The sequence below is a fragment of the Bradyrhizobium sp. PSBB068 genome (genome assembly GCA_016839165.1).
GTDB lineage: Bacteria > Pseudomonadota > Alphaproteobacteria > Rhizobiales > Xanthobacteraceae > Bradyrhizobium.
Genome location: CP069300.1, coordinates 3,701,905 through 3,717,272, shown reverse-complemented (window position 1 = coordinate 3,717,272; position 15,368 = coordinate 3,701,905). Strand labels below are relative to the sequence as shown.

Below are 15,368 nucleotides of genomic sequence, written 5' to 3'. Positions count from 1 at the left end.
GACGACAGCATCTACTGCGACGGGATTGCTGCACCCGCCGGCGCCGCGTTGGTCTCCTGCGTCACGACGCGCTCGCCGCTCTTTGCCGCGATCGCCGTGCCGGCGTCCTCGAAGCGCGCCCGATAGACCACGAAATTCTCCATCACGCGCTGCACGTAGTTGCGCGTTTCCGAGATCGGAATCCGCTCGACCCAGTCGACCGGATCGACCTTGGGATCGCGCGGATCGCCATAGGCCTTGATCCAATCGCGGACGCGGCCGCGGCCAGCGTTGTAGCCGGCAAATGTCATGATATGGCAGCCGCGATACTCCGCCAGCAGCGCGCTCAATTCGGCCGCGCCCATCTGGGTGTTGTAGACCGGATCGGACACCATCCTGCTCCAGTCGTAGCTGACGCCGAAGCGCTTGGCGGTGTCGCGGCCGGCTTCGGGCGTCACCTGCATCAGGCCGACGGCGTTGGCCGCCGACTTGTCGCGCTGATCGAACGCGCTTTCGGTGCGCGCGATCGAGTAGGTCATGCTGCGTCCGATATCGGGCGCGATCGGGCTGTGCCTGGGAATGCCGATGACCGGGAAGGCGTAATGGTCGAAGGCAAAGCCCCGCGCGAGCGCGATCTTGCCGATCTGCAGCATGGCGCGGGCATCGTTGCGGCGGCCGGTGAGCTCGCCGAGTGCCTCGAGCATGCCGACGTCAGGGCTCTCTTCGGCAAGGTCGGCGGCGAAATAGAGCACGATGTCGGGCTCGCCGATCGTATAGAGCATATCGGCGGCGCGAACCCGTTCGTCCGCGGCCATGCTGTCGGCGTTCGCAGCGGGCGAGGGCGCGTGCAGCTCGACGCCGTCGCGGCCGAGCCTGGCCAGCGCGAGCTGCCCGTAATAGGCGGTCGGGTAGCGCGCGGCGGCCTGGTAGCCGGCGCGCATCGCCACGGAGTTGCCGAGTGCCTCGGCGGCGCGGCCGCGCCAATAGGCGGCGCGCGCCAGCACGGTCGGGTTGGTCTGGCCCTCGTCGATGTGAGCGAAATGCGCCGCCGCGGTCTTGGCATCATCGAGACAGCGCAGCGCGATCCAGCCGCGCATGAAGTGCATGTCGGAGCGATAATAAGGATTGTCCGGCGCCGCAGCGCCCCGGATCACGTCGTAGGCCGCCTGGTACTCGCCCTGGTCGAGCAGCTTGCGGGAGAGGATGCGGCGCTCGCGCCACCATTGGTCGGTGTCCTGCTGCGCCATCGTCTCGGGCGCGGCCGCAATCGTCACGCGCGCCGCATCATCGATCCTGTTCTTCGCGAGCAGCCATTGGATGCGGCAGAGCGTGTAGCCGAGGTCGCTGCGGGCATCGGCCGGCACGTCGTTCAGCATGTCCTCTGCCTTGCTGGATTGGCCGCGGACCGCGCTGCAAGCCTTCACGATCGCGAGCTCGTCGCTGCCGAGGTGCTGCGCCGCGCGCCGCGCGGCGGCGAGATCCTTGGCGCCGATCCGCTTGTCCATGCGCGCGCGATGGTCATCGCGCGTCAGCAGATCCTTGAACGCGTCGTAGGCGTCGCTCTCGGTCCGGTCCAGCAATTCGTCCGAGCGCCAGGCCTCGCGCACCAGCCGCGCGGCGCCGTCGCGGTCGCCCTCAGTGAGCAGCGTACGGGCGAGCGCGAACTTGCCCTTGGCGCTGATCGGTTGATCGAGGGTGAAGCCGTGCACCGTGGCCGGATCGCTGCGCTCCTGCCACATCCGCGCTTCAGCCCGCTTGCGCAGCAGCGTGACGCTTGGCCAATCCGGGTTGGCCGCGACGAATGCCGCATAGCGGCTGAACGGCGCATTCGACTCCGAATGGCGCAGCAGGTACCACTCGACGAGCTTCCGCCCGACCGGGTCGGCAATCTTGGCCTGGATATCGGTCGCGTCGCTGGTCTTGCCCTTGCGCGCCGCCGCGATCGCATCCCTGACCGCGGCGAGATCGCCCGACAATTGCGGCCCGGCAGATTTCTCAGGCTCGGGCGCCTTGGTGGTCTCGACCGATTTGGACGGAGCTGATTTGGCCTTGGCGGATTTGCGTCTATCGGCGCCGTGCCTGGCGTGCCGGCGCTTGCCGGAGGCGTTCTCTCGCACGGCCTTGGCGTTGGTCCTGGTGTTGGTCTTGGTGTTGGTCTTGGCGCCATGCGCCTTGTTGTCACCGTGGCCGCTCTTGGCCTGATGCTGGTGATGCGGCTTGGCGGTCGCCTGGATCGGAAGCAGCGCGAGCGCAGCGACGGTGGCGAAACACGCCAGCGGACGTAGGCACCGGTTCATTCTCTGGTCCCCCCTGAGAAACCACGAGGCACAAACAGAACGCGTCATACGGCGGCACAACCGCCGCAGGTTATCACTACCCTCGATTCTCGAGTGTTAATGCGGCCGCAACTCAACAGGGAAAACGCGGCGAAATATGGAATATGGCCTGTGGAATCCGCGGGAACCGGGGTTTTGCGGGCAAAAATAGCGGCATATGCACCGCGTTTTGACCGATTCCCGCCGAGATGTATCTTCGGTGCAACCGCGCTGTGGGGGAACCGATGTCGTCGACAGATCAGTTTTTGCCGGCCCGGACACCATGACGGCTCGCCTCAGAACCGTCCTGGACGGTGGCCGCTATTTTGAAGGTCCGCGCTGGCATCGTGGGCGGCTCTGGTTCGTCGACTGCATGGCGCGGACGCTGCTCAGCATCAGCCCGTCGGGCGAGCGGCAGGAGCATGCTGCGGTGACCGACGACACGCCCTGCGGTCTCGGCGTGCTGCCTGACGGCGATATCGTCGTGCTGACGATGTTCAGGAAGCGGCTGCTGCGTTTTGCCGACGGCGCGCTGTCGCTGTATGCCGACCTCTCGGCGGTCGCGAGCGGCACGATCGACGACATGATTGTCGACGGGCAGGGGCGGGCCTATGTCGGCGACCTCGGCTTCAATCTGCCGCCGCCGGAGGGGCGCGGCGCGGTCGGCCGGATCATCCTGGTGATGCCCGACGGCAGCGCCCGCGTCGTCGCCGACGGCTTGCGGTTTCCCAACGGCATCGCGGTGTCCTCCGACCATCGCCGGCTCGTCGTCGCGGAAATGGATGGCGCAGGTCTCGCCGACTACGACATCGCGCCGGACGGCGGGTTGAGCCTCCGCGGGCGGTTCGGTCGCCTCAACGATCCCGACGGCATCTGCCTCGATCGTGATGGAGCGGTCTGGGCCGCCTCGTTCACGGAAGACGCTTTTGTCCGGATAGATCGCGACGGCGTGGAGCTTGAGCGCATCGCGGTCCCGGGCCGCCGCGCAGTCGCCTGCGCACTCGGCGGCACCGATCGCAGGACATTGTTCTGCTTGAGCGCGGAGACATCCTACGAGGAGCTGCGGAAGGGCAAATCGGTGCCGCGGATCGATGTTGCCGAGGTCGGCACGCCGGGCGACGGCTTTCCCTAAGCAAAAGCGGACTGACCTTGGGTCTTGACCTTGGGGGTCTTGAAATTTGTTCCCGTTTCGTTCATATTGCGGCGCTTCGGGAGCACGCCGCCATGGACGCCGAACGAGACCGCGAAATCATCAGGCTCTGGAACGAGCTCCGCCGGCTGCAGCGCGCAGGACTTCCGACTGCGTCGATCGTCCGGCGGATCGAGCAGGCGCTGGCCGCACGGGAGCAGGAGGCGGCCTGACCCGCCTCTAAAGCGCGATGAGATCAGGTTGAATCGTCATCGCGCCTTGGATTCTTGTCTAAGCATGATCTTTTCGGAAAACCGCTTCGCACTTTTCCGGATCATGCTTTAGCGCCCGCCGTCGGGCCCCATCACCAGGTTCGGCAGCCAGGTCGATATCTCCGGGAAGAAGCAGAGCAGGAGCACCGCGAACATCATCAGCAGCACGAACGGCAGCGTGCCCCAGATGACTTCGCTGAGGGGAATGTCCGGCGCGACGTTGCGGATCACGAAGATGTTGAGGCCGACCGGCGGGTGAATCAGGCCCATCTCCATCACGATGGTCATGACGACGCCGAACCAGATGATGTCGAATTCGGCGGCCCGGAGCGGCGGCAGGATGATCGGCGCGGTCATCAGGATGATCGAGACCGGCGGCAGGAAGAAGCCGAGCACGATCACCATCACGAGGATCGCAAACAGCAGTTCCCAGCGCGGCAGATGCATCGCGACGATCGCTTCCGCCGCCGATTGCGAGATGTGCAGATAGCTCATCACGTAGGAATAGAGCAGCGACATGCCGATGATCAGCATCAGCATGGTGGATTCGCGGATGGTCGATTTCAGGATCGGCGACAGGTCGCTGGGTTTCCACACGCTGTAGATCACGGCGACCAGCGCGAGCGCCAGGAGGCCGCCGAGCCCTGCGGTTTCCGACGGCGTGGCGTAGCCGCCATAGAGCGCGATCATCACACCGGTCAGCAGCAGCACGAACGGAATCACCCGCGGCAGCGCGCTGAAGCGCTCGGCCATGGTGAACTCGTCGTGCTGCAGGATCGCGGCGTCCTTGCCGGTCGCGTCATAAGCGGCCTTGGCCATGGCGTATTCCTTGCGGAAGCGGAACACGGCGTAGAGGCCGAACAACGACACCAGCAGCAGTCCCGGGCCGATGCCGGCGAGGAACAGCCGCCCGAGCGATTTCTCGGCCGCGACGGCGAACAGGATCATCGTGATCGAGGGCGGCAGCAGGATGCCGAGCGTGCCGCCGGCGGCGATGATCCCCGCGGCAAAGCCGCCGGAATAGCCGCGCTTGCGCATCTCGGGAATGCCGGCCGAGCCGATCGCCGAACAGGTCGCGGGCGACGACCCGGCCATCGCCGCGAACAGCGCGCAGGCGAACACGTTAGCGACGCCGAGGCCGCCGGGCACGCGGTGCAGCCAGGCGTGCAGCGCCGAGTAGAGGTCCTGGCCGGCGCGCGATTTGCCGATCGCCGCACCCTTCAGGATGAACAGCGGGATCGACAGCAGCGTGATCGAAGCCATTTCCTCGTAGACGTTCTGCGTCACCGTATCGAGCGAGGCCGCCGGCATGTAGATCGCCATGAACACGACCGCGACCGCACCGAGCGCGAATGCGATCGGCATGCCGGAGAACATCGCAAACAGGGTGGCAAGCCCGTAGGAGATGCCAATACCAAACACGGTCATCGGCGCGCGCCACCGGTCAGCGGAATGAGGATTTGCAGGAGGAGCTGCACGCAGAGCAGGGTCATGCCGAGCGCCATCAGGCCATAGGGGATCGCAAGCGGCGGCGACCACATCGAGTTGGACACCTGGCCGTCGACATAGGCCTCGTGCGCCAGCGTCCAGGATTTCCAGGCGAAGAAAGTGCAGAATGCGAAGCTCGCGACATCGACGAGCCACAGCCTGATGCTGTTGGCGCGGGTCGAGAGCAGGCCGACGAACGCCTCGATGCTGACGTGACCACGCTGGCTCTGCACATAGGCCGAGGTCATGAAGGTGGCGCCGACCAACAGGAACACCGCAGCCTCGTCCTGCCAGTAGTTCGGGCTGTGGAACAGGGCGCGGCCGAGCACGCTGTAGCTCAGGATCACGCAGGCCGCGATCAGGGCCAGCGCGGCGAACACCACGATGATGTTGTTGCAGACGGACAGCGCGCGCCCGAGCAGCGCCACGGGTGTGTTGCCCGCGGCGCCGCTCGAGGTTTCGGCCTGATCCGCGATCGGACCATGCATCATGCGGCGACGTCGCTTGCGAGCTTCAGCAGGTTGGCTGCGGTCGCCGTCTTGGCGCCATAGTCCTTCCAGGCCGTGTCGCGCGCGATGTCGCGCCACTTGCCGACAATGGCGGCGTCGAGCGCGCTGACCTTGGCGCCGGCCTTCTCATAGACCTTGGCCACCTCGGCATCGTCGTCCTGCGCGCCCTTGCGGCCGAAAGCCTCGAGTTCGGCGCCGACGGCGAGGATGATGTCCTGCTGGTTCTTCGGCAGCTTGTCGAAGATCGCCTTCGACATCATCAGCGGCTCCAGCATGAACCAGTAGGAGGCGCCCGCGCCCGAGGTCAGCGACTTCGCGACCTCCTCGAGGCGGAACGAGATCAGGCTGGTGGAGGAGGTGATGCCGGCATCGCAGGCGCCGGTCTGCATCGCGGCGTAGATCTCGTTCGAGGGCACCGACAGCACCGCGGCACCGGCGGTCTGCAGCACCATGTCCATCTCGCGCGAGCCGCCGCGCACCTTCATGCCCTTGGCGTCCTCGGGCGCCACGATCGGCTTGGAGCGGCTGGCGACGCCGCCGGCCTGCCAGACCCAGGAGATCAAGAGGATGCCCTTGTCGGCGAGGAAGTCGGAGAGCGCCTTGCCGACCGGCTCCTTCTTCCAGCGCAGGCCCTGGTCGTAGGTGGTGACGAGGCCCGGCATCAGGCCGATATTGGTCTCCGGCAATTCGCCGCCGGCATAAGGCATCGGATACAGGCTGAGATCGAGCGCGCCCTTGCGCATCGCCGAGAACTGCGCGTTGGTCTTGATCAGCGAGGAGTTCGGATAGACCTCGGCGGTGAGGTCGCCGCCCGAGCGCTTGGCAACCTCGGCCGCGAACATCCGGCACAGCCGGTCGCGGAAGTCGCCCTTGTCGATCGTGCCGCCGGGAAATTGGTGCGAGATCTTCAGCGTGGTCGCGGCCTGCGCGGTCCCGACGCCCATCCGTACGACTGCGGGCGCGGCGAGGGCGGAAGCGAGAACGTGGCGGCGTGTGAGCATGGGTTCTTTCCCTGAAGGGCTTCTTGAGTGGCTGTTAGACCGGCGCGGAGTTGCAGCTTAGCCGGTCTTCGCGTGGGTTTTCTCTCATCTGATAGTTCGAGGCGCCCTGATAGTGCGAGCCGATACGCGGCCGCAAGCGTTGCCGTTGCTGCGGCGCACACTGCGCGCCGACCCGGCGCGTGCGCGCGGGACGCTTCAAGAATTTGTTATTGGAGGTAACAACGGGCGGCGCAAGTGCGTCGAGGAGAGAGCGGCAAGTCGTCGCGCTCACACTGGATCATACAAGGGATCATCATCATGACCACCAAGACCCGCCTCGGCCTCTCCGCAGCTTTGCTCTCGTTCAGCCTGGCGCTCGCGCCCGCTGCCTTCGCTCAGGACAAGATGGGCCACGACGATGCGATGAAGAAGGAAGGCGCGATGTCCAAGGATGCCATGTCCAAGGACGCCATGAAGAAGGACGATGGCATGAAGAAGGACGACGCCATGAAGAAGGACGGCGGCGCGATGATGAAGAAGGACGACGGCATGAAGAAGAACTGATTGCCGCGATCGATCACCGCCCGCAGGCCCGCCGTCGTGGCGGGCCTGACGACGGTGGCTAGCGCTTCTTCTTGCCGCGCTCCTTGCGCGCCGCGTAGCGGGCGTCGCGCTTGGCCTTCTGCTCGGCCTCGAGCGCAGCCAGTCTTGCGACTTCCTCTTCCTTCTCCCGCGCGATTCGGGCGGCCTCGGCTGCGGCGGTTTCTTCCTCGCGGCGCTTCCGTTCGGCCTTCTCGATTTCACGGGCTTCCTTGGCCTTGGCGCGGCGTTCGGCAATCGCCGCGCGCTCCTCGGCCCGTGCCTTCACGGTCGGATCGTCAGCGCCTGGCTGGGTACGAAACTTGTTGAGGAGGTTTTGCCGCGCCTGCAGGGCCGCTTTCTGGCGGTCGGCAAAACCCGGTTCCTTGAAGCCACTCATAGAGGAAGCCCGCTGCTTTCTGTTCGTTGATGGATGGGGTTCGGTTCGGCGTTCAATAAGTGAATGGCGGCGAAAAGGCCAGTGGCGAACGAGGGGCTGTGGAGCAAAGGAGATATGAGCGCACAGCAAATGGCGGTGGTTGCCTACGCCTGGAGGTCGGCGTGGTGAGTGGTTGGTCACCGAATCCGGCGACAGCCCGGCCCTGTCGCAACGTCTAGCCGCGCTCAGACTGCTCCCGCCATCCGTTGCCCAGGACGTCATTGCCGGAGACCTTGGTGCCCAAAACCTTGGCGACCGTCTCGGCGGTCATCGCGCTCCGGTCGGAAGCGCGCTGGGCTTCGAGCCTGTCGCGCGCCTTTTCGGTGATCAGGAGGCTGATCAGGCGCAGCCTGCTGGTCTCGTCGACAGCTTCCGACAGTAGTTGCCTGTAACGCTGATAATCGTAGCTCACTTGCTGTTCGCTCATCGGCACGCCCCGCACACGCGCTCCACCTGCGCGAGCAGTGTTTCGCGAGTCTGAAGCGCCCGCAATGGAATTGCAGGGGCAGACGGCTGCCGGCGCGCATTTCGTTGTGCGACTGTTGCAGAATTGATCGCACGCAACCGTGCAAACGGTCATGATGCGGGGCAATCGCAACGGGAACCCAAGCGGGCATGAGCGAATCCGAAGACGGAGGCAACCGCCGTGGTGCGTTGATCGGATTGCTGGTCGCGGTGGTCATGCTCGCGGTCGGTCTCTGGCTCGCGCACGACCTGACGGCGGCGAGCAAGATGCAGGATTGTGTGATGTCGGGCCGATCCAACTGTAATGTGATCGAGCCGGCACGCTGACCCTGCCTTGCGGCAGTGCAATATCGCTCCCACATCAGACCGTAAGAGTCGGGCTGAACTGTTTGGTCCCGGTTGTGATTCCGGTCACACGCGGACAAGTGAGCTGCCTGATCAATCCCCAGAGATCGGCGGGAACCAAGGCCATGATGTCAAAGCTGTGGTCCGGAAAGGGCGCGGCGCTGGCTGTCGCAGGCGCGGCGGGTGCCGTTTTGGTAGCGTATGTGTCCCTCACGCTGGCATCGCCCGAACAGGTGTCCAGCGCGGGCCTCGGCCCCGGATGGCAGTGCAGCCGGGTGGCTTTCGTGCTGACCACCTGCACCCGGGCGGGCGAGGCCGAGCGCGAGGCCAGGGGTGAGGGCGAGGTCAAGGCTGCAGATGAGGCCAAGGCCGTAGGTGAGGTCAAGGCGATCCCCGTACGAGCGAAGGACGATTGTCCGCCTGAACCCTAGTTCTGTTGCTGTCGGGTTTGCCTCATACCAGCGGTGCCACGTGGCTCAAACCCGCGCCGGCCGGCCCGGGCGTCAGAGCGCCGTATTTCAGATTATTTCTTGGTGGCGCCACGCGGCTTGATCGAGAGGCCGAGGCGCATCGCCATCTTCTTGATCCGCTCCGGCGAGCGGCCGGTCGCCTTCACGACCTCCTCCAGCGTCTTGGAGGAGCGTGCCAATTCCATCAGTCGTCGGTCCTCCTTGAACGACCACCGCGGCTTTCTGGCCATCTTGTTGGTATCCTTGCGCATTGCTGGGCAACAAAGCCGCCAGGCGGGGTCGCCTGACGGCCTTGCCGGTGTGGGCCCGGACCTTGGGGAAATGTCCGGTGGATAAGCAATACTGCTTCCGGATAAGGTCGCAATTGAAACCGGAATTTAACCTAACCTATCAAGGTTACTTGTAAGGTTACTTGGATAGAGCGTGGCAGGAGGCCTTATGCGCAAGGTCGCCATTTTGAGTGCCGCAGCATTTTTACTGTCCGGTTGCTGGCCCGACCCGGAGGTCACGGGATCGACCAACAGCTGTGCGGCCAATCTTTATAGTCAGTACAATCCCAAGGTCATGGATCAGTGCGTCAATGCCTGCATCAAGTGTGACCACGGCAACGTCACGACCTGCACGACCTCCTGTACGCTGAAGGGCGCGCGGTAACCGAACCGCGCATGCCCTGATGCGAGGAGTTTCGTAGCAGCACGCCAACGGGCCGTCTTGCGCGGCCCGAGGAAGGCCTTTATCGCGTCTCATGAGCGGTGCCGTCGCTGCGCCGGAAACTGAGTGCGTGGAACTGAGCGCGATGAGCGGGCCTTCCTATGTCGCGGTCGATTGGGGCACCAGCAGCTTCCGGCTCTGGCTGATGGACGCTGGCGGCGAGGTGTTCGGCGAACGCCGCAGCGACCAGGGCATGACCGCGGCCGCGAGGACCGGCTTTGCCTCCGTGCTGCAATCGCATCTCGACGCGCTGGGGGCGGCCGTCGATCTGCCGGTCGTGATCTGCGGCATGGCCGGCGCGCGGCAGGGCTGGGTCGAGGCCGGCTATGTCGACACGCCGGCGCATCTCTCGGACATCCTCAAAGGTGCCGTCAAGGTCAGCGGGCAGGCGCGGGACATTCGCATCCTGCCGGGAATTGCGCAGCGCAATGTCGCGGCTCCCGACGTGATGCGCGGCGAGGAAACCCAGTTGCTCGGCGCGCTCGGTCTGGACGCACCGGGCGAGGCGCTCGTTTGCATGCCGGGAACGCATTCCAAATGGGTGCGCCTGCGCGGCGGAACCGTCGAGCGTTTTGCGACCTTGATGACCGGCGAGTTGTTCAGCGCGGTCGTGCGCGACACCATCCTGTCTCACGCCGTCGCGGACGCTGACGAGGCTGTTGATGCCGACGCGTTTTGCTCGGCGGTCGCTGAGGCATTCGCCTCGCCTGCGCTGTCAGCCAACCTGCTGTTTCGCGTGCGATCGCGGCAATTGCTGTTCGGCGGCAGCGCGCAGGCCGCGCGCGAGACGATCTCGGGCACATTGATCGGCGCCGAGCTGGCGGCCGGCCTCGCCGAGCGGGCGCGGGCAACGCCGGTCACGCTGATCGCATCGGGCCGCCTGCAGCGGCTCTATCAGATCGGGCTCGAACACCTTTCCATTCCGCTCAACGTCATGGATGCAGACGAGGCGGTTCGCCGTGGCCTTGCCGGCGCAGCGGCGGCGATCTGGTAAAATTGAGGATCAACGCATGAGCATTCCGTTTCCGCCGATGCAGCGTCCGCTGCTCGCGATCCTGCGCGGCGTCAGGCCGGACGAGACCTTGGGCATCGTGAGCGCGCTGATCGAGGCTGGCATGACCGCGATCGAGATTCCGCTGAACTCGCCCGAGCCGTTCCGTTCGATCGCGATCGCGGCGAAGCGGGCGCCTGCCGATGTCCTGATCGGCGCCGGCACGGTGCTGTCGGCCGCGGACGTCGATCATCTCCACGACGCCGGCGGGAGTCTCATGGTGTCGCCGAACGTCGATGTCGACGTGTTGAGGCGGGCCCGGGACCACGCGATGGTCACGATGCCCGGCGTGTTCTCGCCGACGGAAGCCTTGCTCGCCGCACGTGCGGGCGCCTCAGGCCTGAAATTCTTTCCGGCGAGCGTGCTCGGCGCCTCAGGCATCTCGGCGATCCGCGCCGTGCTGCCGCCGGATGCGATGATCGCCGCCGTCGGCGGCGTCTCGGAGCAGAATTTCGCGGTGTATGTGAAGGCCGGCATTCGCGCCTTCGGTCTCGGCAGCAGCCTCTACAAGCCGGGCATGACGGCCGCGGATGTTGCGGTCAGGGCAAGGACGACGATCGAGGCGTATGACAGGGCGGTGCAGGGGGCGAGCTAAGCTCGGTCCGCAACGCCTGATCGCGGGTTAATCGTCGCGCTTGCCGCCATCGATCACCCTGAACAGCGGCGCCGCCTCGCGAGGGTTCTCGAGCAGCTCTTCGACCATGGCGATCGCGGCCGCGACGTACTTCTCGGTCGCGGCGTCCAGCGGCCGCTCGGCTTCGTCCGACAGCGCGAGCCTGGCGCCCTCGAGCAGCTTGCGGGTGCGGACCGCGGATTCGTCGCCGGCGGTGAGGGCGGCGCGGGCGATCGATCGCAGCACGAACAGCTCGCCCTCCAGCCGCAGCAGGCGGTCGTTCAGCTTGCTCAGCACAGTGTTCAGGTTCCGCATGACGTCCTCTCCGGGCGTTGGCTCCGTCTTCCATACACGGTCATTCCTGACGAAATTCTTGTGCCGGCGCCAAACCCGGGCGGCCCCGGGCCGGGACGGCCTGCTGGTGGAGCCGTTTGTGGATCATCGCGGATGGCCCTAGTAGAGTGATCGCGATCCGCCGGCCCGGCCGGGCGCCAGGGGCGCATCCACCCGTTCAATCACGACGAAGGAAACGCATATGAGGATTGCCGTCGAAACGATCGTTGCCGCACCGATCGCCGATGTCTGGCGCGCCTACACCACGCCGGACGATATCAGGCAATGGAATGCGGCTTCCGACGATTGGCACACCACTGCTGCGACCGTGGATCTGCGCGCCGGCGGCGCCTTCTCCTCGCGGATGGAAGCCAAGGACGGCAGCATGGGATTCGATTTCGCCGGCACCTACACCAGGGTCGAGGCGCCGCGGCTGCTCGAATATTCGTTCGGCGATCGCACCGCGCAGGTTGCGTTCACGCCCGAGGCCGGCAGCGTCAAGGTAGAGGTCAGCTTCGACAGCGAAGATACCCATTCGGTCGAACAGCAGCGCGGCGGCTGGCAGGCGATCCTGGACAATTTCAAGCGCTACGTCGAGGCAAAGCGGCGGTCCTGATCCGGCCATTGCAGGGCGGCTCTCTCGGCGCGGTCGGGATGATGATCAGGAGCAAATTGCGATGCGCCTTGTTTTGGCACTTGGTCTGTTGGTGATGCTGTGCGCGCCGGCGAACGCCGCACCACGGCGTCACCCCCACCCACGGCAACCCGCAGCCGTTCGCGCGCCCGCGGATGTCACGCCGTCGGCGCGCTTCGCCGTTCCCGGCTGGAGTGACGAGGCGACCCGCCAGTGGCTCGACCGCGCGTCGGAAAATGCCGGCCGCGGCGGATAGTCCTACAGCCTGCGGCACCAATTCAATCGTCGCCGTCGTCTACGGTTCCGCGCGGGTTCGATGCCGAGCGGCCGCCATAGCGCCGCGGAGCGGCGGCGGCCTTTCTCGGGCTCACGTCTTCGCTTTCGCGTAGCTCCTTGCGTACGCGCCGCGCGGTTCGCATCGCGCGCTTGATGTTTGGATCGTGCGAATCCTCATCGAAGAAGAGGACGATCTCGCAGCCAGGGCATTGGCGCGTGTAACCGTTCTGCAGCCGCATGGCGCGATCGCGAAAGACGTTCTTGCAGCGTGTGCAGCGGATCTGGACGGAATCTTCCATGACGGTCCTGCATTTCGGTGCACGCTCACAATACCTCTGAGGAGGCAGTTCGAAGCAAGAAATCACGAAGCGCGCTGCAATCAAACGCGGCAGCCTGCAACGTCACGACCAGAATGCATCGGGCCGTTGAAGGCGCCGGAACCTTGTTCATGCACGGAGAACTAGGGAAGCATTCGTGCGCTGGATGATAAAGAACAGGATGCGACTTCAGAGCAGACCGTGAACATCAAAAAGAACGGCCCCAGCGCGTGGGCCACGCTGAGGCCAAGTTGACACTTTGGTCGTGAGGCACCGTCACAGCACCTCGATGCTTAACCTACCCGCGTTTCTCTCCAGCCAAATAGCCCATATGGGCCATGATGTCTGGCACAGAACGTGCAGACTTGGAGCCGTCAGGATTTTGCATCACCTTCCTGGGGCTAGGAGCAGCGCCGTCCGCATATATTTCAAGCGGACGGCGTTGTGCGTTTGACTTGCCGCGCGCGAGCACGATCAGGGATTCACCGGCCGAATTTCCAGGCTCTCGATTTTCACCGGCGGTGGTGCGGGATCTTTTTCGTCCAACGGATGCAAGGCGACCGTCGCATTCGTACCGCCTGTGAGAACGTTGTCGCCGGCGCCGCTCGCGTGCGTGTAGTTGCCGGCGAGATCGTCGAGCCCGAGCCGCGACACCGGTGCCATCACCTTCCAGGTGAGGGTGACTTCCTGCTCACCGATGAAAATGCCGAAGTTGCGAATGGCCGCGACGTAGCGGCTGTCCGGTGCATTCTCGACGTGCAGCACGCAGTCGAGATTGGTCACCGGGCCCAGGATGAAACCGGTGTCGGGGCCGCCGCGACATGCAAGCGTTCCGGCTTGCACCTGTTGTGCCTCGGCGGTTGCGATGGGGGCGACGACAATTACCGCCCCACACATCGCAAGGACGACGCAATGATCCGTTGCACGCATGGTGCTGTACAACGCCGATCGAAGCGCGATCGGTCCACGATCTCAGCCACGGCCTTTGCTTGTGGTTAAGAGAGTTTTAGGGAGCCTCGGCCGCAGCGGCCTTCGCGAGCGATCCGGCAGAGCTGCGGGGACCACTCGCTGCGCAAGCCGCAGCCGATCGCCCCGCCGCAGAATGCGCCGGTCGCAACGACGCTAACTGTGTCCCGAAAATTACGCCGCCGGGCTGGAAATGATTTGTCCCGGCGGCGACCTGTTCCAATCTGGGCCCGCAATCCCAGTGACGGTCTGTCTGCAGGACCGGCGCCAAGGTTCGAACGCACCGGACTCTTACGGGGATCAGCGCCTGGCAACCGTCTGGTGCTGGCTGCCGACCTTCTTGTGCAAGGGCGCAGGCCCGATGGTGGCCCAAACCACCGCCGCAATCACCATCGCCGTCAGGATGGCGCCGGCCAGGGGCTGATCGTTGTCCATGGTTCGCGTCCGTTCAGATATGCTGATCGAGCTTGCGCATCTCCTGCAGGCGGGCCAGGCAAAAATCGCGGTACAATTCGTTGATGAAATCCCACATGACCGAATCCCCTTTTGGTCGAATGTTGGGACGCTACGCCGGGTTTGTTTCCGGCCGGCTTCGCGGCCTCCGGAAAATGGCTTCATCGAGGGGCGGCGTGGCGATCCGGCCAGGACCGCAGCGGTGGCCCCGAGGTTGCCGCGCGATTCCGGTCTCTCATCAAGATGATCGCGATCACGGCGGCGCACATCAACGGACCAACGGGAACCAGCACCAGCGGAAATGCGTAGCCCAATACGAACACGATGCCGACAGCGATCCGAAACACCCGACGATCGGAGAGCAGCGAGATCCGGCTATCCGTCTTCGCGTTCATCAGAAACACCAACGCGAGCGCCAGGATCGGCATATCGTAGATGGCGAAGTAGGGCGAAATGAGCGGCGTTACCGCAAGCAGGGTTGCGGCCTGCAAGGCGAAGCTGACGTTGCGGCGCCACATGACCAGCACCCAGATCGCGCAGGCCGACGCGATCGCGATCTGCAACGACATCGCCGATCCGTAGCCCAGGCCGGCAAATCGAAATAGCCCGTAGTTGCTCTGCAGCTTGTACCATGGCAGCACGCCGCTGAGGTGAAACTGCGTGGTCGCGAAAGTCGCTGCCTTACGAAATCCGTTGAAGCTATCCCAGCCGAAGATGACCCCCGTGAGCAGGATGAGGGTCGGCGCCACGAAGCAGGCCGTATGTTGCTGCAGGGCCGCGATTCGGCGCGCCGGCGCGCTCGACCAGTCGAAACCGATTGTCTTTCGAAGCAGGCATTCCTGGTCGTAGAGCGTCCGCAACGAAGCTGGCCAACATTGACCGGCTGATCCGCTTCCCGGATCACTGCGACGACCTGAGCCATTGTTGGCGATCCCGGCAGGATTCGAACCTGCAACCCGCGGAGTAGAAATCCGCTACTCTATCCAGTTGAGCTACGGGACCGTGGCCGCCTTGTAGCACCGCCATTATGAAAAATCCGCTTTT

At 64.8% G+C, this 15,368-nt stretch carries 19 protein-coding genes, 1 tRNA gene and 1 pseudogene; 9 read left to right on the top strand and 12 right to left on the bottom strand.

What is annotated here, in order from left to right; translation table 11 throughout:
- Positions 1–11: 11 nt before the first annotated feature.
- Entirely contained in the window at positions 12–2,276 is a 2,265-nt protein-coding gene (locus JQ507_17150; GenBank protein QRI73067.1) for a lytic transglycosylase domain-containing protein, read from the bottom strand.
- 301 nt (positions 2,277–2,577) lie between these two features.
- On the opposite strand from JQ507_17150, the gene JQ507_17145 reads away from it, so the two are divergent.
- Both JQ507_17145 and JQ507_17140 read left to right on the top strand, forming a co-directional pair.
- On the top strand, positions 2,578–3,426 hold the full coding sequence (locus JQ507_17145) for an SMP-30/gluconolactonase/LRE family protein (GenBank protein ID QRI73066.1): 849 nt from the start codon (positions 2,578–2,580) through the stop codon (positions 3,424–3,426).
- Positions 3,427–3,518: 92 nt separating this feature from the next.
- The gene (locus JQ507_17140) at positions 3,519–3,656 is read left to right on the top strand and encodes a hypothetical protein (protein QRI73065.1); all 138 of its coding nucleotides are present in this window, start codon (positions 3,519–3,521) and stop codon (positions 3,654–3,656) included.
- A gap of 108 nt (positions 3,657–3,764) precedes the next feature.
- Here the strand turns inward: JQ507_17140 and JQ507_17135 are convergent, their stop codons facing one another.
- The 3 genes from JQ507_17135 to dctP are packed head-to-tail and all read right to left on the bottom strand — an operon-like array spanning position 3,765 to position 6,693.
- Positions 3,765–5,123: a TRAP transporter large permease gene (locus JQ507_17135; protein ID QRI73064.1), complete on the bottom strand. Its 1,359-nt coding sequence runs from the start codon at positions 5,121–5,123 to the stop codon at positions 3,765–3,767.
- Positions 5,120–5,674 (bottom strand): TRAP transporter small permease, encoded by a 555-nt coding sequence (locus JQ507_17130; GenBank protein QRI73063.1) that lies wholly within the window; start codon positions 5,672–5,674, stop codon positions 5,120–5,122. The genes JQ507_17135 and JQ507_17130 overlap by 4 nt, the downstream gene beginning before the upstream one ends.
- Positions 5,671–6,693 (bottom strand): TRAP transporter substrate-binding protein DctP, encoded by a 1,023-nt coding sequence (dctP, locus tag JQ507_17125; GenBank protein QRI73062.1) that lies wholly within the window; start codon positions 6,691–6,693, stop codon positions 5,671–5,673. Before dctP ends, JQ507_17130 begins: the two co-directional genes overlap by 4 nt.
- Before the next feature lie 297 nt (positions 6,694–6,990).
- Here dctP and JQ507_17120 point away from each other — a divergent pair, with 297 nt between their 5' ends.
- Positions 6,991–7,236, top strand: coding sequence for a pentapeptide MXKDX repeat protein (locus JQ507_17120; protein ID QRI73061.1), 246 nt, complete (start codon positions 6,991–6,993; stop codon positions 7,234–7,236).
- A gap of 58 nt (positions 7,237–7,294) precedes the next feature.
- Here the strand turns inward: JQ507_17120 and JQ507_17115 are convergent, their stop codons facing one another.
- Both JQ507_17115 and JQ507_17110 read right to left on the bottom strand, forming a co-directional pair.
- Positions 7,295–7,651, bottom strand: a complete 357-nt coding sequence (locus JQ507_17115) for a hypothetical protein (GenBank protein ID QRI73060.1) — start codon at positions 7,649–7,651, stop codon at positions 7,295–7,297.
- Between the two features lie 280 nt (positions 7,652–7,931).
- Positions 7,932–8,117: pseudogene (locus JQ507_17110) on the bottom strand (hypothetical protein).
- 188 nt (positions 8,118–8,305) lie between these two features.
- Here JQ507_17110 and JQ507_17105 point away from each other — a divergent pair.
- A complete protein-coding gene (locus JQ507_17105; protein ID QRI73059.1) occupies positions 8,306–8,482 on the top strand; it encodes a hypothetical protein in 177 nt (58 codons plus the stop codon).
- A gap of 143 nt (positions 8,483–8,625) precedes the next feature.
- On the top strand, positions 8,626–8,931 hold the full coding sequence (locus JQ507_17100; GenBank protein ID QRI73058.1) for a hypothetical protein: 306 nt from the start codon (positions 8,626–8,628) through the stop codon (positions 8,929–8,931).
- 92 nt (positions 8,932–9,023) lie between these two features.
- Here the strand turns inward: JQ507_17100 and JQ507_17095 are convergent, their stop codons facing one another.
- On the bottom strand, positions 9,024–9,200 hold the full coding sequence (locus tag JQ507_17095) for a hypothetical protein (protein ID QRI73057.1): 177 nt from the start codon (positions 9,198–9,200) through the stop codon (positions 9,024–9,026).
- A 208-nt stretch (positions 9,201–9,408) separates the two neighbouring features.
- On the opposite strand from JQ507_17095, the gene JQ507_17090 reads away from it, so the two are divergent.
- The 3 genes from JQ507_17090 to JQ507_17080 all read left to right on the top strand — a co-directional run bounded on the left by JQ507_17090 (position 9,409) and on the right by JQ507_17080 (position 11,327).
- Positions 9,409–9,624: a hypothetical protein gene (locus JQ507_17090; protein ID QRI73056.1), complete on the top strand. Its 216-nt coding sequence runs from the start codon at positions 9,409–9,411 to the stop codon at positions 9,622–9,624.
- Positions 9,625–9,766: 142 nt separating this feature from the next.
- On the top strand, positions 9,767–10,675 hold the full coding sequence (locus tag JQ507_17085; protein QRI73055.1) for a 2-dehydro-3-deoxygalactonokinase: 909 nt from the start codon (positions 9,767–9,769) through the stop codon (positions 10,673–10,675).
- 16 nt (positions 10,676–10,691) lie between these two features.
- Positions 10,692–11,327 carry a 2-dehydro-3-deoxy-6-phosphogalactonate aldolase gene (locus JQ507_17080; protein ID QRI73054.1) on the top strand — a complete coding sequence of 212 codons (636 nt, stop codon included), beginning with the start codon at positions 10,692–10,694 and terminating at the stop codon, positions 11,325–11,327.
- 27 nt (positions 11,328–11,354) lie between these two features.
- Here the strand turns inward: JQ507_17080 and JQ507_17075 are convergent, their stop codons facing one another.
- Entirely contained in the window at positions 11,355–11,660 is a 306-nt protein-coding gene (locus JQ507_17075) for a hypothetical protein (GenBank protein ID QRI73053.1), read from the bottom strand.
- A gap of 220 nt (positions 11,661–11,880) precedes the next feature.
- Here JQ507_17075 and JQ507_17070 point away from each other — a divergent pair, with 220 nt between their 5' ends.
- Positions 11,881–12,294, top strand: coding sequence for an SRPBCC family protein (locus tag JQ507_17070; GenBank protein QRI73052.1), 414 nt, complete (start codon positions 11,881–11,883; stop codon positions 12,292–12,294).
- A 296-nt stretch (positions 12,295–12,590) separates the two neighbouring features.
- On the opposite strand, the gene JQ507_17065 is transcribed toward JQ507_17070, so the two are convergent.
- The 4 genes from JQ507_17065 to JQ507_17050 form a co-directional block, all read right to left on the bottom strand.
- A complete protein-coding gene (locus JQ507_17065; protein QRI73051.1) occupies positions 12,591–12,887 on the bottom strand; it encodes a hypothetical protein in 297 nt (98 codons plus the stop codon).
- A 492-nt stretch (positions 12,888–13,379) separates the two neighbouring features.
- Complete coding sequence (locus tag JQ507_17060; GenBank protein ID QRI73050.1) at positions 13,380–13,847, bottom strand: DUF992 domain-containing protein; 468 nt, start codon at positions 13,845–13,847, stop codon at positions 13,380–13,382.
- Between the two features lie 638 nt (positions 13,848–14,485).
- The gene (locus tag JQ507_17055) at positions 14,486–15,184 is read right to left on the bottom strand and encodes a hypothetical protein (protein QRI73049.1); all 699 of its coding nucleotides are present in this window, start codon (positions 15,182–15,184) and stop codon (positions 14,486–14,488) included.
- Positions 15,185–15,249: 65 nt separating this feature from the next.
- Positions 15,250–15,326: transfer RNA gene (locus JQ507_17050), tRNA-Arg, on the bottom strand.
- Positions 15,327–15,368: the final 42 nt, after the last annotated feature.